Annotated in this window: 17 protein-coding genes; 7 read left to right on the plus strand and 10 right to left on the minus strand. The window is 59.4% G+C overall.

Annotation, left to right across the window (positions count from 1 at the left end):
- The first annotated feature begins 130 nt into the window (after positions 1-130).
- The 4 genes from EDF57_RS23225 (at position 131) to EDF57_RS23240 (ending at position 4171) form a co-directional block, all read left to right on the plus strand.
- Positions 131-1324 carry a site-specific integrase gene (locus EDF57_RS23225; RefSeq protein WP_134096057.1) on the plus strand — a complete coding sequence of 398 codons (1194 nt, stop codon included), beginning with the start codon at positions 131-133 and terminating at the stop codon, positions 1322-1324.
- Positions 1325-1408: 84 nt separating this feature from the next.
- A complete protein-coding gene (gene treF / locus EDF57_RS23230) occupies positions 1409-2977 on the plus strand; it encodes an alpha,alpha-trehalase TreF (protein WP_243841252.1) in 1569 nt (522 codons plus the stop codon).
- A 349-nt stretch (positions 2978-3326) separates the two neighbouring features.
- Positions 3327-3530, plus strand: coding sequence for a helix-turn-helix domain-containing protein (locus EDF57_RS23235; protein WP_243841253.1), 204 nt, complete (start codon positions 3327-3329; stop codon positions 3528-3530).
- Positions 3531-3733: 203 nt separating this feature from the next.
- On the plus strand, positions 3734-4171 hold the full coding sequence (locus EDF57_RS23240) for a hypothetical protein (RefSeq protein ID WP_134096060.1): 438 nt from the start codon (positions 3734-3736) through the stop codon (positions 4169-4171).
- Between the two features lie 249 nt (positions 4172-4420).
- Here EDF57_RS23240 and EDF57_RS23245 read toward each other — a convergent pair whose 3' ends face one another.
- The 8 genes from EDF57_RS23245 to EDF57_RS23280 form a co-directional block, all read right to left on the minus strand.
- Positions 4421-4747, minus strand: a complete 327-nt coding sequence (locus EDF57_RS23245) for a hypothetical protein (protein WP_134096061.1) — start codon at positions 4745-4747, stop codon at positions 4421-4423.
- An 893-nt stretch (positions 4748-5640) separates the two neighbouring features.
- Positions 5641-8073, minus strand: a complete 2433-nt coding sequence (locus EDF57_RS23250) for a TonB-dependent receptor (RefSeq protein WP_134096062.1) — start codon at positions 8071-8073, stop codon at positions 5641-5643.
- 84 nt (positions 8074-8157) lie between these two features.
- Complete coding sequence (locus tag EDF57_RS23255; RefSeq protein ID WP_166675367.1) at positions 8158-9120, minus strand: NAD-dependent epimerase/dehydratase family protein; 963 nt, start codon at positions 9118-9120, stop codon at positions 8158-8160.
- Positions 9101-10318 (minus strand): cytochrome P450, encoded by a 1218-nt coding sequence (locus tag EDF57_RS23260; RefSeq protein ID WP_134096064.1) that lies wholly within the window; start codon positions 10316-10318, stop codon positions 9101-9103. Before EDF57_RS23260 ends, EDF57_RS23255 begins: the two co-directional genes overlap by 20 nt.
- Before the next feature lie 12 nt (positions 10319-10330).
- Positions 10331-10837: a VOC family protein gene (locus EDF57_RS23265; RefSeq protein WP_166675368.1), complete on the minus strand. Its 507-nt coding sequence runs from the start codon at positions 10835-10837 to the stop codon at positions 10331-10333.
- A 155-nt stretch (positions 10838-10992) separates the two neighbouring features.
- Positions 10993-11883, minus strand: a complete 891-nt coding sequence (locus EDF57_RS23270; RefSeq protein ID WP_134096066.1) for a helix-turn-helix transcriptional regulator — start codon at positions 11881-11883, stop codon at positions 10993-10995.
- Positions 11884-11948: 65 nt separating this feature from the next.
- Entirely contained in the window at positions 11949-12620 is a 672-nt protein-coding gene (locus tag EDF57_RS23275) for a glutathione S-transferase N-terminal domain-containing protein (protein ID WP_134096067.1), read from the minus strand.
- Complete coding sequence (locus EDF57_RS23280; RefSeq protein WP_134096068.1) at positions 12617-13069, minus strand: cupin domain-containing protein; 453 nt, start codon at positions 13067-13069, stop codon at positions 12617-12619. The genes EDF57_RS23275 and EDF57_RS23280 overlap by 4 nt, the downstream gene beginning before the upstream one ends.
- Positions 13070-13490: 421 nt before the next feature.
- Here EDF57_RS23280 and EDF57_RS26105 point away from each other — a divergent pair, with 421 nt between their 5' ends.
- The 3 genes from EDF57_RS26105 (at position 13491) to EDF57_RS23295 (ending at position 15643) form a co-directional block, all read left to right on the plus strand.
- Positions 13491-13685 carry a hypothetical protein gene (locus tag EDF57_RS26105; protein WP_243841254.1) on the plus strand — a complete coding sequence of 65 codons (195 nt, stop codon included), beginning with the start codon at positions 13491-13493 and terminating at the stop codon, positions 13683-13685.
- A gap of 475 nt (positions 13686-14160) precedes the next feature.
- Complete coding sequence (locus EDF57_RS23290; protein ID WP_134096069.1) at positions 14161-14793, plus strand: tyrosine-type recombinase/integrase; 633 nt, start codon at positions 14161-14163, stop codon at positions 14791-14793.
- Positions 14794-15208: 415 nt separating this feature from the next.
- Positions 15209-15643, plus strand: coding sequence for a hypothetical protein (locus EDF57_RS23295; RefSeq protein ID WP_134096070.1), 435 nt, complete (start codon positions 15209-15211; stop codon positions 15641-15643).
- Positions 15644-15656: 13 nt separating this feature from the next.
- Here EDF57_RS23295 and EDF57_RS23300 read toward each other — a convergent pair whose 3' ends face one another.
- Together EDF57_RS23300 and EDF57_RS23305 are read right to left on the minus strand one after the other, a co-directional pair.
- On the minus strand, positions 15657-16616 hold the full coding sequence (locus EDF57_RS23300; protein WP_134096071.1) for a hypothetical protein: 960 nt from the start codon (positions 16614-16616) through the stop codon (positions 15657-15659).
- On the minus strand, positions 16613-19108 hold the full coding sequence (locus tag EDF57_RS23305) for a fimbria/pilus outer membrane usher protein (RefSeq protein ID WP_134096072.1): 2496 nt from the start codon (positions 19106-19108) through the stop codon (positions 16613-16615). Before EDF57_RS23305 ends, EDF57_RS23300 begins: the two co-directional genes overlap by 4 nt.
- Positions 19109-19112: the final 4 nt, after the last annotated feature.

Genomic DNA, 19112 nt, shown 5'->3' on the forward strand with positions numbered 1-19112 from the left:
AATAACATCTATTTATCAGAGATTTAATCGGCTTTAGACTTCCCTGGCGTTCGATGGAACAAGCCCCGAGTTACCGCCAGAAAGCCCCTATGCGGCCCCTGGAGTTCGGGATCAGGTGAGGACTACTCAAATGCCAATCGCCAAATTGAACAGACGAACTCTCGACGCTTCCCAACCTCAGGCCGCGGAGTACGAGCTCCGGGATTCAGTTTTGCCAGGATTCCTTTGCAGGATCGCGCCAAATGGCCGAAAAACCTTCATGCTTCAGTACCGTACCACCGACGGCAGGAGACGCAAACCAGCGATCGGCGCTTACGGCGAACTTACCGCAGAACAAGCGCGGGCCATTGCTCAAAAATGGATGGCGGATGTTCGAGCCGGAGGAGACCCACTCTTCGACAAGCAGCATCGCCGCGAGACCCTCACCCTCAAGCAGCTCTTTACTGAGTTTATGGATCGCCATGTGGCAAAGCGTTGTCGTCGGACAACCTACACGACCTACGACACCGTAATCCGCAGGCATATTTTACCTGTACTCGGTCATGTGAAGATTGACGCTATATCTAAGGAAGCAATGAAGGAGGTCATCGCAGATTTCAATAATTCACGTGGAATTGGCAATGTAATTATTACATCTCTAAAAAAGATGTTCAATCAAGCTGAATATTGGGGTTACCTCGAAAAAGGTAAAAATCCTTGCAAAGGCTTTAAGCCGTTCCCAGTTCAAGAATCTACGCGGCTCCTCCTGGACGATGAGCTAGCCAGGATATTCCGATATCTTGATTTGGCACATGAACTTTGTCTGGAAAATGAAGGGGTTTTGCTGGCGGCTCGGCTTCAATTCGCTTTTTCCGCTAGGATATCCGAAATCCTCACTCTTGAATGGAGTTGGATCGACTTCAGCACTCGTCGTGTCGTTTGGCCTGACACCAAGACTGGACGCCTTTGGAAACCCCTCAGCGTTGAGGCACACAAGCTTTTGAAGAAGGCCGAGCGCAGCGCGACGTCCATTTATGTCATTCCCGCGCCCGGCGATCAGAAAAGGTGTATGCCTTATGCCACCTACTGGGCTGCTTGGGGCAGAATCTTAAAAGAAGCGAAAGTCACACATGTCGGTACTCACGCTGTTAGGCATCGTGCAGCAACTGATATCGCGAACTCAGGACTTCCCTTGAAAGTAGGCATGGCGCTCACGGGTCATAAGGACATCCATGTTTTCATGAGATATGTTCACATAGTGGACAATCAAGTTCATGATGCGATCAACCTCGTCGAGAAAAACCGCAGTGTGGCGGTCAATAACCATCGAAAATATCACCCCTAATTGGCGCAAAGCCAAGCTGTTAGATCGACGATCGCACCCAGCGACATGGCTGGTCACCACTTGCGCTACTCCAAGGATTGCCTCGTGAAAAACAACCGTAAGATCCTTCGCCTTCCCGTTGCATTCCTCGGCTTGGTGCTGTGTGGTAACGCGCCGTCACCATCGCCAGCGGATTTGTATGGTGATCTTTTCTCGGCAATCCAGGAACAACATGTGTTTGAAGACGGCAAAACCTTTGCAGATGCCGCCGCGAAAACTCCCCCTCAAGACATCGTTGCTGCTTACAATCGCGAAAAGCCAAACACACCAGCCAAGCTCCGTGCTTTCGCACTGCGGTTTTTCATTGTGCCAGGAGTGAATGACAAAAATCCTTCAAACATCCGGGAGCACGTAAGGTCACTGTGGCCAACCTTGATGCGTATAGATAAAAGTTCTCTCGCAGAAGAGAACTCATCTCTGATAAACCTCCCTCATCATTACATCGTTCCAGGCGGTCGCTTCAGAGAATCCTACTATTGGGACTCTTATTTTACCATGCTCGGCCTCGTTGCAGACAAACGTGACGATCTTGTCGAAAGCATGATCGACAACTTCACCAGTCTGATCGAACGCTTCGGCCATATTCCTAACGGAACGCGCACTTATTATCTGAGCCGTTCGCAGCCGCCGTTCTTCGCGCTCATGCTCGACCTGTCGAAGCAGGCTGACCCCGCAGTGCGTGCCCGCCGTCTTGCGGCACTGCGCAAGGAATACGCCTATTGGATGGCCGGCGAAGGTTGCGCGCTGAAATCCAAGAAACCCTGTGACCGCGTGATGCCGATGCCGGATGGCAGCCTGCTCAATCGCTACTGGGACGATCGCGATACGCCGCGCGATGAGTCCTTCGCAGAAGATCGCGCAACCGCGGCAAAAGAATCCGGCCGTCCACCCCAGCAGATGTACCGGAACCTGCGCGCCGGCGCGGAAAGCGGATGGGACTTCAGCTCACGCTGGCTTACCGATCCAAAGAATCTCTCGACGATTGAGACGACATCGATCGTGCCCATTGACCTCAATGCCTTGCTCTGGGCGATAGAGCGGCACATTGCCGAGCAATGTGCACAAACGGGCGATAGGCCCTGCGCTAACGAATTCGTCAAACGGGCCGATCTACGCAAAGCCTCCGTCGATCGGTATCTGTGGCTGGGCAAGGAGGCCCGCTACTCCGACTGGGCCTGGTACGATCGCAAGGCAACGCCCGTCCTCTCGAGCGCAACTCTCTATCCTCTGTTCGTCGGCATGGCCTCCACCGGACAAGCCAGAGCGGTTGCGAATACGACCCGGGACAAGCTGATCGCGCCAGGCGGCCTGCGCACGACAAACCTCCGCACGGGCCAACAGTGGGACGCGCCAAACGGCTGGGCTCCCCTTCAATGGGTCGCCATCGATGGTCTGGAGCGGTACGGCCACAAAGACTTGGCGCAGAACATCGCGACCCGCTGGATCAAGACGGTCGAAGTCACGTACCATGAAACCGGCAAAATGCTCGAAAAGTACGATGTCGAGGAGCGTCTGCCCGGCGGCGGCGGTGAGTATCCGCTCCAGGACGGCTTTGGCTGGACCAACGGCGTGGCAAGCGCAATCCTGGAGCGCTACCCGATCAGCACAAACTGATCGGCATGGCGGGCGGGAATGTCTGCCAGACCCGGCCAACAGGTGCATCTGATCCCGGCGGCCGAATATGAGCGTGGCCGACACCGGGCAATTTTCCGGAAAGTTGCCCGGCTGCTATCCGTTGTATCCATGTGCAGAGAACAGCTAAGTCCTTTTCTCCAGTATCGCCGAGACCGAGTCTGAGTTTAAACAAGCGATGGGAGCTAAGGCATAAGGGCACCCCCAACCTTACGCACGAAATTCGCCCGAAAGGCATACTCCTGCACCGTATCGAACATGTTAGACGATCTATTTTTCCAATATGATGCGCCTCCTTGCCCAGTCATTCAGCTCGGGAGCACCCATAATTATGGCAGCAAAAACATCCCCACATCTGACAAATTCTGAAGCGGCAGAGTTTCTTCGTCTTTCGCCTAGGACACTTGAAAAGCTGAGAGTGATCGGCGGGGGCCCACCGTTTAAAAAGTTTGGCCGTCGGGTGCTTTATTCGCTTGTGGATGTTGAGCTCTGGGCCAATCGCCGGTCATTCGATAACACCAGCCAAGCGAATTGAACTTGGCGACGCCGATGCCTAATTTCCGGAAGGCGCAACCAGGTACAGCGCGCATCGCCCCAAGTCCGCCATTCAACTCGTGAAAATGAACGGCCGCTTTCAAGCCATCCCAGCTTCGGGCGCTATGGTATCAATGTCGGGGCTAGCGGACATTCGAGAACACCGCCAAACATGATGCGAAGTGATGTCCGACGGAAGAGTAGATGAAGATTCGAGCCCTGTCTTTGATTGCGGTGCTTACGTTGACAACGGGAGGCAAGCTCTCGGCAGAATATGCGTCGCCTCACATCTACAGCGAAAATAATTGCCAACCTTCACCATCGGCCTGGATGCCGAAAGGCAGCCAATCTGGTGAACTAATGTGGTCCAATGCCATCACGATAGATGTGGATAAGCTGATGTGGAACGGCAATCACGTCAGCAATCGAGAATTTAAACGATTGCTTGCGGGCGCCGCGAGCAATCCGTTTGGCGGCATAGTCCTAATTGTTGGCCCTTCGGTGCCGTGCAATCAGGTTGATGAGTTTCGGCGAACGATCACCGAGGACATGAAGTGCGGCCCGGATCGAATTTGCGTCGAATACTCGGCGCAAGCTTGGCAGGAGACTTTGCCTCCGCCGTTACCTTCTAAACGGAGGTGAAGTTGGCGGATTCGGGAAGGCCAATCCCAGATTAAAATCCTGCAAAGCGGACGTCTGTCCGGTTCCGCGTTAAAATCCTGACAAGCCGACATTCGGCTGAGCGGCCGACCGCTTCTGGCAAGCGATATGGGCACCTTCAAAGCCGGAAAGCCGGGGGAAGCCGACTATTCAGGAAAGCTATCTGCGGCCTGCAGGCCGTTGACGGATAGGCAAGGTCACCTCGCCATGATTTTCATTCGGACAGATGGCTCAATCATATTTTAGAGCCATCGAAATTTTCCCACTATTTGCATCAATGCTTAACATGGACTCGAGCCAGAGATTTTGCCCCTGAGAGACAAAGAAAGCTCTATGCTTTTTCAAAAGGCAAAATATTTCCTCTTCTACAAGCGCAGAATCAGAAATAAACCACCCTGATGATCCATCGTTACATTCATAATTATATTTGAAGTTGGCCACATCACCTTCAGGATTAATCTTCGCTCTAAAAATGACTTTTGAAACTCCAACTGGGGAAAATCTGAGAATCTTTTTCGCAATCTCTTGTAGATATTCAATGTCGTGGGAGAAGTTCATTTTTCATCCGGCGCGCTGTATGGTTATTCAAACAGATCGTGAGCAATATCGTGTGCCCGCCTCCAAAGCGACGATTATAACGTCCGCAGTGTCGGCGTTTTTTGTTTGTCTGGAATTCACGATGATCTAGGAGAAGCTGCCGGTCGGCCAACGCCGACAAACCGGACGTTCGGCTCGCTATTTCGGCTCCTTGGAAGCGGCCTTTGGTTCATGGAATTGCGGATGAGCCTGAACGACTTGGTTTGGGACTTTCGCGACGGTCGGCTCTAGAGAAAGCGAATCCGAAAAGCTGCCATTCACGGACCGTAGAGCCCCCTCACCGTCGGAGGGCGACAGCGCGTCCCGCGCCGAACGTTCCGAGCCACCGACAGTGATCCCGGAAGCTGCCATTTGCAAAGCTTCGTATTGGCAGACACATTTCTGGGGCGACCGATACGGCTTGGGTCGAGAAAATTCTCACCACCGAGCGCGGCGACATCTCCAATTTATTGCGTGGTTCCGCAATCGTCTGGAAAGCGCCGCGGCGGCACGGTGTGCGGTCGCGGCCGACCGATACGGTAAAGGCGCAATTTGTCCACGGTAAATCTTTTTCTGCGCTCACCTCAGGCAGTACTGGTCGAACCCTATTCTGGCTTCTGGCTGTTATACTTTCAAGCCAATCTTCAGCCCTCGCCCAAACCTTAAGGGGGTATCCGGAGTGACGCCGGTCACCACGGTGCGAAACAACGAAGTCGTTGCGGAATTTCAACCCTGATTGCGGATCAAGTGACGAGAAAGCTGGCTCCGCCGCCGGGCATCCCGGCGAATAAACTTCCGGTGGTCCTGAGCCCAAAATCTTGCCTGATGGTGGAAAAGGTCGTTTCATCCCCTCGGGTTGGGTGTCCCGGTCTCGCTCACCGGAAGTGATACTTCAGCCGCGCCCCGTACATGCGTGGTTCGCCCACAGAGGCCGTTTCGAAGCCATAGGAAGCAAGCCCTGGAACGTAGGTATAGTAGTGCTCCCGCGTGACGTTCGTTGCGAACAGAGAAAGATCAACGGGCAACGACGCGACCGAATTCCAGTTCAGGTTCAGGTTCAATAGTCCGAGACTGGGCAACTTGCCCAGATTGGCCCCGAATGCCTCGTAGACGGCGGGCGTTTCATACGCATAAGTGGAGTACTGGCTGGAGCGATAGGAATATGTCCCGCTGATCGTAACTGCTCCGACGCCGGGATCGAGCGGCAAGGTATAGGCTGCCGTCACGCTGAACTTGTGCTCGGGCGAGAGGGCCAGCCGGTCTCCAGCAGAAATTTCCTGGCTAATGGCGTAATTCGGGTCCGTGGACACCAAAGGCGCAATCGAGACGATCCGCGCGTGGAGATAGGTGTAAGCACCGTCGATCGTGAACCCTTCGAATGGCTTGAGCAAGGCTTCGAGTTCGACACCATAGATGCGAGACCTGCCCGCATTGACCACGCCGGTCGTCGGCGCGGTCCCGTCTACGCCAACAAATCCGACCGAAAGTTGCTGATTGGTGAAGTTGTTATAGAAGGCGGCGACGTTGAAGGTCCCTCGTACGGGCCCATCAAACGACGTCTTTGCACCTATCTCATAGGCATCGACCTTTTCAGGGTCGAAGATCCGGTAGTTGCTCGGCGAGTTCGGGAACACTCCGCCCGCGCGGTACCCACGCGAATACTTTGCATAGAGCATGACTGTTTCAGCAGGTTTGTATTCCAAATCGACCAGCCAAGTCGGAGCACTGGATTTCGCCTTGGGCGGGGCAATCTCGCAGGTTGGTTCGCTGGATGGATAAGTGCAGGAAACCTCTGGCACATTCGGCGCAGGGAAAAAGTATTCCTTGTTGGAGACTGATGCGGTTTGACGGTCCCAAGTGTAGCGTAAACCCGCGGTTAACTTGAGCGCCTGTGTCAGTTCATAAGTGCCTTGCGCATAGATCCCGGTGCTGCGGTAAGCGGTCTTGCCGATCTTTTCGTTCACGTTGGAAGTCGGACCAAGCAGGCTCGTGCATTCCAGCGCATTGAGATTGGAACAGGAAATGAAGGTGGGATTTCGGTTTCCCGAACGCCCCAATGGATCGCTGATCTCCAGATAGACGCCGCCCTGATATTGTAAGCGCTCGTCGGTCGAGAGACCTTGCACCTGCAGTTCCTCGGTGAATGTACTCTGGCTGGCGCTATCCATTCCGGGTGCGGGATTGACGCCGGTAAACGGCAAGGGAACGCTGGGCGCCAGATACCAGTTCGTGCCGAACAGCGACGAACGCAGGAAGTTGGTGAGTTCGGCATAGCTGACGATGTTCTTGATCGTAACCGCGTCGCTCGCACGCCAGGTCGTGGTGTTGATGACTTGCCATTGACGAAGGCGCGAAACCGGATTGTCGAAGGTGCTGTTCTGAGCCGTATAGAAGCCCGTGCCACCGGCTTTCTCTGCGGCAAGCTGACCGCAGGAGAGCAGACCGAGGAAATTCGCGGCCGACAGCGCCGAGTTGCAGGCAATCAGCTTTTGCAGATCGCCATGAGTCTCCGATCGGCTGTAAGTGGCGATGAAGTAATTCTCAAGATCGCTCGTAAGTTCGCCGACCAGGCTAGCACGGACGGCGGTGTAGTCGGTATCATTGAAATCGCGCGGGCCTGTTCCGGTGTCGCTGCGAAGATAGCCGTCACGCGATTGGTGATCGACGGCCAGCCGCAACCGCATGGTGTCAGCGAGCGGAATATTGACGACACCCTGAATACGCCACATGCCCCGATTGCCCGCGGAAGCTTCCACGTAGCCTTCGAGGATTTCGGTAGGCTTCTGGGGCACGATCAGCACCGAGCCGCCGGTGGTGTTACGTCCCTGCAAAGTGCCCTGCGGGCCTTTTAGGACCTGAACATTTTGGAGGTCGAACATCATGCCGGGCCCGGCGCCGTCGCCACCGGTAGTGCCCTGCGTCGGACCGCGCGGCGTCACGACATCCGCGAAGTAGACGCCTACCGAAGGGGGTGTACCGATATCCTGCACAAATCCCCGGATCGCGAACGACGAGTTCTGCGAACCAAAGTTCGTGTTTGCCGAAAGCGAGGGAGTGAAGAGCGCAAGGTCGCTGGCGTTCGTGACGTTGCGGTTCGCCAATTGTTGCTCGTTGAAAACCGTGATCGAGATCGGCACGTCCTGCAGCAGCTCCTCTCGCCGACGCGCCGTAACGATGATGTCCTGAGTCGCCGCCTCGGGAGGGGCAGCCCGGGGAGATGTCTCCTGCTGCGCCACGGCTGGAGCGGCAAAAGTCAGGCCGCTCGTGCCGAGCAACGCGGCCATTAGTCCGGATCGCAAGGTTTTCATTTCGCTCCTCCCCAGGGCTCATATTGTTTTTTTGGTAATGGCCGGGCGCCCCAGGTTCGGATCGCCCGGAAATTTCATAAGAATCTATGCAAGGCCGGCGTAGTAGGCGAAGCTGTCGGCCACGGTCTGGCGCAGCACACCGCGATCGTAGCCGAGCAATGCGGTTTCCTCGGCGGGCGGGATATAGCTGCTCGATCCGAAATCGAGGTAAGACAGCGCGAAGTCCGGCACGAGTACGTTGCCGCGCGCGACCGGCAGGTCTCGCGGTCGGCCCGCCGCGGCGAACCAAAGCTCGAAGAACGCCTTCCAGCTCAGGTTTTCGTCCCCGATCAAGTAGGACTTACCGGACTCGCCGCGCTCGAGGCCGCCAAGCATGCACTGGGCAACGCTGCGGCTGGACATGAAGTTCGCGCCGCCCACGGGCGCGGATTCCGGCACCCCCTCCAGCGTGCCCATCGCCAGCTTGGCCAGAGCCCGCCAATGGGCCACCGGCACTCCGGGCGTGTGGCCGACGATCCACGGAAGCGCGCAGGAGCAGACGTTGAAATCGGGGCCGCTCAGCGCCCGAACCGCGGCGTCCGATAAATGGCGAGAGCGCACATAGGCGATTTTGTCGATCACTTGCGGAGCGACGAAGGAATACCAGCTGCCCATGTAGACGCTGCGCCGGATGCCTGCGCGCTTCGCCGCCTCGAAGAAGCGCGGCAGCCCCTCGATATTCGCCTTTTCAAAGAATTCGGCCTGAGAACCGTTGTCGCCTTCGACATAGTTGCCCATGTCGCTGCCGGCGCAAAACACCAGCCCATCGAAGCCCTCCAGAACGCGGCCGTCGCTAAAATCGTCTTCGATGTAGTTGCCTGCGATAAAGGGAATTTCATCCAGTCGCGAACCTGGCCTCGGCGTCGAGCGCGACATGATCGTGACCTCGTGCCCGGCATCGTGCAGCAACAGCGAGGCCGCGCTGCCGACGAAACCGGCACCACCAATAACAAGCGTTTTCATTGTATTCTCTCCACTGCCCGCGCGCTCAGGCCGGGTCCCATTCAAGATCGAGCCGATCGACGCCGATGGTATTGGTGGTATGATATTCATACCGACCGCCGGCCGGTTGACGGATGTTGCGCATGCGGCCGAGGAAGGCTTCGAGCATGATCTTCATCTCGCGCTTGGCGAGATGGACGCCGAGGCACACGTGCGGGCCCATGCCGAACGTGATGTGCCGAGGGCGCCGGTCGATGTCGATCAGGTGCGGGTTCGGCCAAGCCGTCGGATCGCGGCCCGCAAGGAAGGTCGGCAGCAGAACCGCCTCGCCCGCTTTCATCGGGATGCCATGGAAGACCATGTCGTTCGCAACGGTGCGGGACGGCGCGCTGACGCCGAAAGCACGGGTGAACTCCTCGATCGCGGCTGGGATGTCCGCCGGATTGTCCCGTAGCCGCTCCTGCATCGCCGCATCGTTCGCAAGGTGCCGCATGATCCAGCCGAGCGTCGAGGTGACGGTGTCGAGCCCGGCGACGAAGAGAAGGTAGACGATGCCCAGGATTTCCGCCTCGGTCAGCGGACGCTCTCCTGCCCGCCCGGCCAGGATCGCCTGCATAACATCGGTTGCCTCGACGCCTTTCTCACGCTGGTCGGCGATGTGCGCCTTCAGATATTCGATGACGGCTGCTCCGGCCGCAAAGCAGGCCTCCGGAGTCGCGCCGTGGACCATCTCCTCCTCCCAGGCGAGAAACTGCGGCAGGGATTCGGAAGGCAGGCCAAGCAGCGAAATGACGATCGCGTTGGGCAGGATACCGGCGAACTCGGATACGAATTCGCAGCGCCCCCGTTCCACGAAGCCGTCGATCAAACTGTCGCACAGGTCCTGCACCGCCGAGACCCTGCGCTTGATCGCCGCCGGGGTGAACAGCGGGTGGAGGATCTGGCGATATTGCTGATGCTCGGGCCGGTCCGCCTCGACCGGCAGGAGCAGCCAGCTGGAGTCCATCACCGCCGCGTTCGCGCCGCGCTTGCTGGAGAATGCGGTCCAGTCGGCAAAGGCCTCCTCGATCAGTGCATGCCGAGTCAGGACCCAGGCGGGCTGGCCGTGAGCCGCGGTCGGCACCCAGATCGCACCCGGCAGCTCGTGAAGGTGCGCGGCGGCCAGATAGGGGTCATCTCCCTGCTGAAGGAAGGCCGATAGGTCGTGGTCCCACACGCATTCGCGCGGCACGTGGTCCGGAACCTGGAGTGTGCTGGTCGGCATGACGGCTCTCCCTCAGTTCGCGGGCACGGACGCGTAGAACGCGATGCCGCTGTCGAACGGGCGGACGAATTCCAGATAGTGGCCCAGCTCCTCAGCCTTCACGTAATAGGCGTCGATGAAGCTTCCGGTCAGGGTCTTGTGGGCAATGGGCCAGGTTTGCGCCGCGAGGTCCGCCTCCAGCGAATCCCAGCCCGCCTGATCGTGAACGATAAAGCCGAGGTGGTGGAAACGGATGGCGAAAGCACCCTCAGGCAGCATTTCGTTGTAGAATTCCGTGCCGGGGCCGTTGGCCGCAATTACCTCGATGACTTGCCCGCCCGCCCACGCGAACGCGACGCGGATATGGCCCCCGCTTGGCATCACCCCTTCAATGAAGCGAAACTCTTGCACCCCGTATCGGCGGGAAAAGATCTCCACTGCCCGATCCAGATCGTTGGTGACCCAAGCGGAATGCGAATGCTCGCGTCCGAGCAACGAATGCCCAGCTTCCGGAAGCTTCCGCTTCGTCTGATGCGCCAAATTCCCCTCCCCAGGCTCTTGCCCGATTTTATTGAATTCGGGCGGCACATGTTCCTGCGCGATGTCCGAATTTCATGGAAGGATGGCGGAGTATTGCGTGCTCTGGCAATCGGCCTTCAGACGGTTATGTCCTTTATCCTCGGGTCTGCCGAAATTCACTGACGCGCCTGTCGCGGCCGAACGTGGCTTGGCGAAGTGCCCGTCAGCCTGCGGTAGGAATGCGCAAAACTGTCCGCGCTGGCGAAGCCGAGTTCGCGGGCGACCTCTTGGATGGGATGGCTGGTGGTCGTCAAAAGTCGGTGCGCCCGTTCCATCGTCGCTTCGTCCACGAAGCGACCGATCGTCGTGCCCGTCTCTGCCTTGAAGGCGCGGCCGAGCTGCCGCTCTGTAAGCCCGCAAAGCTCGGCAAGCTCGGCCAGACGGGGTGCAGCCCCCTCGGCGTAGACCCGGCCGATGATGGCCTTCATCCGCCAGCTTGCCAGCCCGCCGGTGCGCCAGCCTGTGCGGCTTGGCCGGACATCGCAGAAACGCCGCGCCAGTTCGACGCAGATCAACTCGACGCAGGCGTCGATCGCGTCTCCGCGCCCAATCCTGTTCGAGACCAGTTCGTCGTGGATGCGCATGAGATGCACTTCAATTCCCAATCCCGTTCGAGGCTCGCCACTGAACAGCCCCAGTCGGGCCCAGTCGATGGATTCGCCCGTCACGGCGGAGAATTTTTCGCGGTCGATCGCGCAGTGAAGGCAGCGGAAACTGCCGCTCGGCGCGATCAGGTGATACGGCATTCCCGGAATCATTACGAGAAGGCGCCCGGCCTCCCGCCGAGTGGGATCTTCATCGGGCGCCACCCGATCCACCCGGGTTCGCGCTGGTCTCGACGTCAGCGCCATATTGAGTACCAGATGATCGCTCAACGCATGGAGCGTCTGGTCGACCGGGCGCGACCAGAAGTAACGACGTACTTCGATGAGACCGCTTTTGGATTCATGGTGGTGCTCCACCCGAAAGCGGACAGGAACCTCGGCGAACTCGGAATCATATTGCACGCTACCGACTCCGACTTGCCTTCTCAACGTATGGCTATCCGCCTCAGCGCAAGTGCGCGGGCTCCTCAGCTAGCGGGCAGCTTGCTCGCGTTTTCCGCCAGCCATTCAGTCCCCACCGCCACACCCCGCCGAACCCCCGGACGCGCGGCAATGGCATCGCGCCAGCGAAGGACATTCGGATAGCCTTCGACATCGGCGTAGTCGCCATGCTGCACGACCCATGGCCAGCAGGCCATGTCGGCGATCGAATATTCCCCGCAGATGAAGTCCCGCCCTTCAAGCTGCCGGTCCAGCACGCCGTACAGGCGCTTCACTTCCTTGACGTAGCGGTGGATCGCCAGCGAGGTTTCCGCCGGGTCCCTGCTCGGCTTTGACGCGGCGCGGCGGAACCATGTCACTTGCCCGCTCATCGGGCCGAGCGCCGCCATCTGCCACATCAACCATGCGTCCACTTGCGTGCGGCGCGCCTCGTCCTGCGGATAGAACATCCCCGTCTTCCGACCCAGATACTGGAGAATGGCGCCGGATTCGAAAATCGTCACACGCTCGCCATCTGGCAGATCGTCGGTCAGCGCAGGTATCCGCCCGTTCGGACAGATCGCGAGGTAATGGCCGGAAAGCGCCTCGCCGTCGAAGATGTTCACTACGGCGAGTTCGTAAGGAAGCGCCATCTCTTCCAGCGCGATGCTGACCTTCCGCCCGTTCGGGGTGGGAAAATAGTAAAGCCGGATCGTCATTTGCCGCCCCTGATCGGCCTGAAATCGAGCTGCATCTTGATCCGCGCCTCTAGTCCCATGTCCGGAAAGGTCGAGACGTCATAAGCATCACGGCCGCCGATATCGTAGTAGACCGCGATCTGGGTGCCGCGGTTCTGGAGATGGTGAGGATTGGCGATCCCGGCAGGAAAACCCATGACATCGCCGGGGCGGAGTATCTCTTCGCCTTTGTCGGTAACCGCAACCAGCTCCCCCGAGACGACGACAACGACCTCATCGTTGATGCTGTGCCAGTGACGCTGGGTGGACCAGGCGCCCGGCGGAAGCTCCACGCGGTTCACGCCGAACTGCGCCAACCCCAGTTCGCGCGTCAGGGGCCAGGTCTTCCGGCCCGCCACTTGCTGGTCGAACGGCGGCGGATAACTTGAGCCGGTGCGGGCCTTGGCCTCTTCGAATTTGGGCTTCTTCACGTTCGTTCACCGTTCCCTTCGATGTTCGATTTGCACAAGTCATGCCCGTCGCGCGTGCTGATTGATAGTATATACTATCCATGAAGCGAGCGCGCGATATCTCGCTCGAAAAACCGACTGACCAAAGGGTCTCCAGTCATTCGGTAAGAAGGTATTGCCGCTCCCAAATTGCTTGAATGGCAGACGTTCAATCCATTGTCCGACGTGTCTTTGACAAAGCCCTCGCCCCCCCCACGGCGACCTCGACAGCGACGTTCGCCCTGCGCGGCCACAAGGTACCAACGATTGGCTCTGAGCGTCCCGCTGTGGCTAAGGCCAGTCTGGAGGACGCTAGAATATGCACCCGCGGTACGCGCTGGTCGCCGACTGAACCTGCCTTGCCTAGGGCATCCGCCACGGCGTCTATCATGTCGGCACGCTGTTGCCGGTCGACGCGCTGCTAATCGTTAAGCCCGGCGTCGCCGGTGTCGCCTTCGGACTGGTCGGACTGGCCTTTGCGGAAACCAATCACGCGCTCGGCGGATGGCTGAAGCGCATGGTGCCCTCTGGTCCACTGCGTCCCGTCATCGGCGGCCTAGCTGTCGTCGCATTGGTCTGGCTTTTCGGAGCGGCGTGACTATCTTGGCCTCGGTACGCTGGCAGCATCACCGGACAGTCTGACTTTCGTCGCACTGTTTGCGGGGCGGCGAATACACCCCTTGCCTGCACCTTCATGGGGATCGAGCTGTTCGGTGCCACCTATTCGGTGCCGATCGCCGTCGCGTGCTTCGTGGCCTACCCCTGTTCGGGCCCAACGGTATCTACCTGTCGCAGCGCGTCGCGGTTCCCAAGGTCCCCGCCGCGCACCTCACACCCGATACGACCCTGCGCGACGCCCGTTTCCCGCCGGCGCACGCGCACCTGATCCGCTTCCTTTGGAAAGCCCTGCCACGCCTGATCGTTTCACTGTTCGCCACCGCGAAGTCGGGATGCGGCGCATTTAGCGGACGGGCCGCACCCTGGGAGCGAAACTTGGGCGCTGAGCGACCGCTAAGGGTCGGCCTTCTCTGAAGCGTTCTACCTATGGCCGTCAGGGCCACAGGAGATGTGTCATGGGATTATCAGAGTTTGATCCCGCCGCTCGCGAGCGGGTGTCGTGGAACGCGGGGCGTAAAGTTGGAGCAAAGCGAGCGCTCAAACCCCGTCAGATATGGGCGATCCGCTTTTTTCTCGACCAGCATGGGCGGGTCCGCGACCGGGCCCTCTTTGACCTCGCCATCGACAGCAAGCTTCGCGGATGCGATCTGGTGAAAATCCGGATCAGTGACATCGTTTGCGATCGGAAAATTCGAACACGGGCTACCGTCGTACAACAGAAGACCGGCCGGCCAGTTCAGTTTGAACTGATGACCGATGCTCGCGCCAGCCTACTCAAATGGCTCGAGCTTCGAGGTGGATCCTTGGAGGACTTTGCATTTCCTAGCCGCACCGATCACGCAGCCCACATAAGCACCCGACAATATGCTCGCCTTGTCGACGAATGGGTTACCGGTATCGGCTTGCCCGGCGAAGATTACGGCACTCACTCTTTGCGCCGAACCAAGGCATCGATCATCTACAAGGCGACTGGAAATCTCCGGGCCGTCCAGATTTTGCTTGGGCACACGAAGATTGAAAGCACGGTCAGATACCTGGGCGTCGACGTGGAGGATGCTTTGACGCTCGCAGAGGGCACTGAAATCTGAGATTGTCTGGCTCCTTGCCGTTGCAAGGAGCCAGGCCCTACACGGCGGCGGCGCCTCTGCGCCCGTTGACGACCTTTAGCGGACGTTTTGCCGTTGCCGACCACATCCAGCGACGGTCGAAAGGGGGCCAAGTGTAAGCTCCATCTGGCCGCCGCGATGACCGAGTGGAGGAAGAAGGCGAAGCAAGTGCTGAGATGCCGCCGTCAAGCTCTTAGCAACGCCTGTCGTGCCAACGTGTTCATACGAGCGTTAGGATGCTCCTGGCTCGGAGCGCAGCTTTCGCAGGGCTTTGTGTTGAACGGATGGCCAAGGTTGCCCCTGATGCGAACTTGATGACCAAAAGGACTTGTTAACTAAGCCGCTTTACGTCGATTTCAGTTCGGCACGCGATTGTCGATTTCAGCAGGAGGGTAATATGCTCACGTCTGGAATGAAACGTTGCGCGTTGGTGGGAGTTTTTCTGCTTTTTCCCGCAGCTTCCGCCACCGCCTACGACGGCGCTTCGATTGCCGTGACCGGCCGCGTACCCACGGTCTGTCAGGTCAGCATCTCCGCACCGCCCGCGCATGCCATCCAAACCGGTGCCAACGATCTCGGAACGATGCGCGAACTGTGCAATAGCCTCGCCGGCTACAAGATCACGCTCAACCATCCGGCCGGACTGGTGGATGCCTGGGTGGATGTCGGCGGCGTTCGTGTACCGCTCTCACCGACGCAGACGCACACGGTGATCGTCGATAATCGCACCCCCGCCTATCGGGAGCGCCAACTCCGGCTTGTCCTAAATCAGGCGCCGGCCGTGGATATGGACTTCAGTCTCGAAGCCGAACCCAAGGGCGCAGTGTTTTAAGCTGCAAGGCCTATCAGGGGCGGACCGACGAGCATCCCTCGCCCCCCGAAAGCCCAAGGCGGGGTGAGAACGTGAGGGTGACTACGTCCGCATACTGACCTGCCGGCAGGCGATGTAGATCGTTTCCGGCAAGTTCCACCTGCACGCCGTGGCTTCGGCCACCCGGAGCCGGCGTCTGGCTGCAAGCGATCATCGAGCGGTCGGTCACCGGGAAACCCGACACCCTCAGCGCGTAAGGAAGGGCGGCGTCATCTCCGGCAAAGCGCTTCATGGTGCCGCGCTCCTTGTCCACCCGGATTTCGTAAGGCACTGTCGACTGGGCGGTCACCGTGAGACTGCGGATGACGTTGCCGCTGGAGCCGTCCACATCTCCGAAATCAATACGGCCGCGCTGCGTACCCATCGATCCGACGAACGTTGCGATAGTTTCCGGCACAGTCAGATCGACGGCGACCTGACTGCCAAGCTGCATGCCGCGATCAAGTTCGTCGCGGCCGGCAAGGCATACGAACCGCAGTTCGAGCGGCTGATAATAGTTTCCGGCGACGATTCCCTGACCCGCCGGGACCTGGATGCGGAAACTTTCGTTGACGTTGTCCCCGCTGGCGCCGGCACCGAATTGAACGACCGCCCCGTTGGTCGGATTGGGCTGTTCCGCGCCGGAAACCAAGACCATACGGCCAGCATCCCGCACCCAGCGGATATCGTAGCGTACCGAATCCCTCCGGCCCAGAGCCGCGCCGCGGTTGATCGCGCCGGGATTGGCAAGCACGAGCCGCACGGCTGTGACGCGCGGATCCAGACGCCGGACGTGAATGGTGAAGTTCCGCTCGATTTCGGCCGGATTGAACGGATCGTAGTCGAGGGTGAGTTCGCTCGCGGAGGCGCGGAAATCAGCGCAGTTGGCCCTGGCCGCCCCAGGCAGGACCAGGGTGAGGACGGCGCAGGTCAAGAGCGTGGCGGCGATCTTCATGGGGTTCCCTCGGGCTTCAATGCACCGCCGCGCTGCAATGCGGCTTCGGTTTTCGTCACGTCGATCATGTAGACGAGCTTGCCATCGTTCATGGGCATCTCGATGCGCCATTTGCCTGGACGCAGACCTTGCACAGCGAATTGGCCGCTGCGGTTGGTAAACATCTGTACCGGCTTGCGATCAGGCGCCGCGAGTTCGAAAGCGTTCCCACCCACCAACTCGAGCGGCGCGCCGCTCGGCAGCAGCAATTGGCCGGTATAAGTGACGAAGTAGTCTGACCCAATCTCTACCAGATGGCCTGAGCGATAGGGCGGCCTGAACTGGACGATGCCCGATCCGATATCGTAGCCGGCTGGCGCATCGGGCACGTCATAGGTCAGCAGCCGGGGCGAATAGGACGTCAACTGCGACATGACCGCGCCGCCGAACGTGCCGGACCTGGCGACATATTCGTCCTTGCGGGGATCGATGTAGACGGACTTGCCTTCCAGTGAGGCATGGGGCTTCACGATTGCGAAACTGTCGTAGATCGGGCGGGACAGAGCGACACTGCCGCCGGCATAGGCCACCGAGAAGGCCGTGCGCAGCGATGTGCGCTGGTCGATGATCGCGCCGCTGTTCGAGAACGATGTGTTGTGGGCCGCGCCGAGTTCCGCTCGGTTGAGGAGCACGTTCGCAGCGGCATTGACGCCTACCGAATCCTCGACCCGGTCGATGTTTGCCGAGGCATTGTAGGATCCGACACCGGTGCCGCTGGAGCGCTGGTAACTGAGGCGGGCACGCTCGCGCTGGCTATCGAGATCGGCGGTGACGCTCGAGCTCCGGTCGAAGCGGTAGATCAGCGAAACCCGGGCGCCCGGGCCGGACCTTCGTTCGCTGCTCTGGTAGGATGCTTCCGCCGTCAGCAGCAGACGCTGGTTGGGCCGCCACCCGTACGTGGCGCGGGCGGTGGACTGATCCTTCCGATCGCCGCGAGCAACCGAATAGAACCCGTCGAGGCTGAAATAGTGGTCGGCGCCGAGGGATTGGGAGTACGTTGCGCCCAGATCCAGAGCGTAGGGGGTGCTGGCGGAGAGGCTGTCCGGCAGCGCGAAGTTCCTGCTGGTCGCCTGGATGGAAGCTGTCAGCGAGCGGGCGTTGCCGCCCGTGCCAACGCGCGAAAGCTCGTAGCCGACATTGACGGCATAGCCGCTGCCGACGTCCTTGTTATGCGAGCCGGCGAGGTTGAAGGCCAGGGTGCCGACGGGCGAGGCCCAGACAACCTCGGCGCCGCCTACCCCGCCCCGGCGCTGAAGCTGGAAGTTTCCTCCGACCGTCAATTCCTCGGTCAGGCCATGGCGATAGAAGCCGGAAGCGATCGGATCGTCGCTGTAGCGGCGGCCGCCAGTACCGAACGGCGCTTTCACGCCGCCATAGAGCCCGAACTCGCTGAGGCCGGCAGCAAGCAGGGTCCGATCGAAATTGATGGAAAACGAGATCACGTTCTCGCGGCCGCTGTCGTCACGGACGATCAGCCTCACGTCGTTGGACCCTTGCGCGAAGGGAAAGTCGCCGATGTCGTAAGTGCCCGGATTGAGCCGGGTCACCTGCACCGATTGCCCGTTGACGATCGTTTCCACCGTGGAGGCACGGGTAAGGGTGAACGACCTTTGACCGCGCGGCTGGATGTTGCGCTGCGGATCGAGGTCGGCATAGACCCGCGAAAGCGAGAGGCCAGCCATCGGGCTGGATCCGGAAAACCCGCGCGATACCGGTTCCAGATCGCCCGCGGTATATCGGGCGGTGCCTCGCGCATCGTCATAGACGATACGGGTGCCTTCACGCCGGAAGCTGTCCTGGATACTGCCTTCGTTCTCGAGCACGAAACCGCTGACTCGCACTGCGCTATCGAAGACGATGTTCGGGGTCTGGAACCCGGTCCGGCTCCCCTTGTGCACGTAGTCGCTGTTAACGAAGGCGGTGAGATAGGCAGAAACATCTTCAGCAGACTGGATCGGTCCTGCCACGGGGTCGTAGCCCATGACGCGGATCGATTGTCGCACGCGAAGGGTGGGGTCCAGCGTCATCAGCAGGCCGAGGCTAGCCTGGTCGTAAGCGAGACCAATGCCTAGCGCCTGCATGTCGCCGGTAGAGATTGCAGCCTTGCTCTCGATGCCGGCTGCAACCCTTGTCCACGCGTCGGTGGAGAGAACGCCGCGCAGCAGGGCAAGCAGTTCTTTGGTGTCGACTAGAATGCGGTCGTCAGCGGTCAGCGTGTAGGACACCTCGCCTAGGACGAAGCCATTGTCGGACAGCGGCCCTCCCATCGGGATGTCGCGCCCGGTTCGGTTGAGACGCTCTGGGGAAACGGCGGGGTGTTCGCCCGGCGTGGTCGGCTTTTCGGCCCGCGAGGGCACATTCGTCTGCGCATAGGCAGCGAGTGAACCGAACAGCGTCAATCCCGGCGCCAGGCCCGCAAGGCCCAGGAGATAGAGGGAACGGCGGTTCGCCACGGCG

This window comes from Novosphingobium sp. PhB55, assembly GCF_004368805.1.
Classification (GTDB): Bacteria; Pseudomonadota; Alphaproteobacteria; order Sphingomonadales; family Sphingomonadaceae; genus Novosphingobium.

Bases quoted from the DNA above. Each gene is read 5' to 3' on its own strand.
- EDF57_RS23295 (WP_134096070.1), top strand. From the start codon at position 15,209: ATGCTCACGTCTGGAATGAAACGTTGCGCGTTGGTGGGAGTTTTTCTG.
- EDF57_RS23235 (WP_243841253.1), top strand. From the start codon at position 3,327: ATGGCAGCAAAAACATCCCCACATCTGACAAATTCTGAAGCGGCAGAG.
- EDF57_RS23240 (WP_134096060.1), top strand. From the start codon at position 3,734: ATGAAGATTCGAGCCCTGTCTTTGATTGCGGTGCTTACGTTGACAACG.
- EDF57_RS23260 (WP_134096064.1), bottom strand. From the start codon at position 10,318: ATGCCGACCAGCACACTCCAGGTTCCGGACCACGTGCCGCGCGAATGC.
- EDF57_RS23250 (WP_134096062.1), bottom strand. From the start codon at position 8,073: ATGAAAACCTTGCGATCCGGACTAATGGCCGCGTTGCTCGGCACGAGC.
- EDF57_RS23245 (WP_134096061.1), bottom strand. From the start codon at position 4,747: ATGAACTTCTCCCACGACATTGAATATCTACAAGAGATTGCGAAAAAG.
- EDF57_RS23290 (WP_134096069.1), top strand. From the start codon at position 14,161: ATGGGATTATCAGAGTTTGATCCCGCCGCTCGCGAGCGGGTGTCGTGG.
- EDF57_RS23300 (WP_134096071.1), bottom strand. From the start codon at position 16,616: ATGAAGATCGCCGCCACGCTCTTGACCTGCGCCGTCCTCACCCTGGTC.
- EDF57_RS23275 (WP_134096067.1), bottom strand. From the start codon at position 12,620: ATGACGATCCGGCTTTACTATTTTCCCACCCCGAACGGGCGGAAGGTC.
- EDF57_RS23225 (WP_134096057.1), top strand. From the start codon at position 131: ATGCCAATCGCCAAATTGAACAGACGAACTCTCGACGCTTCCCAACCT.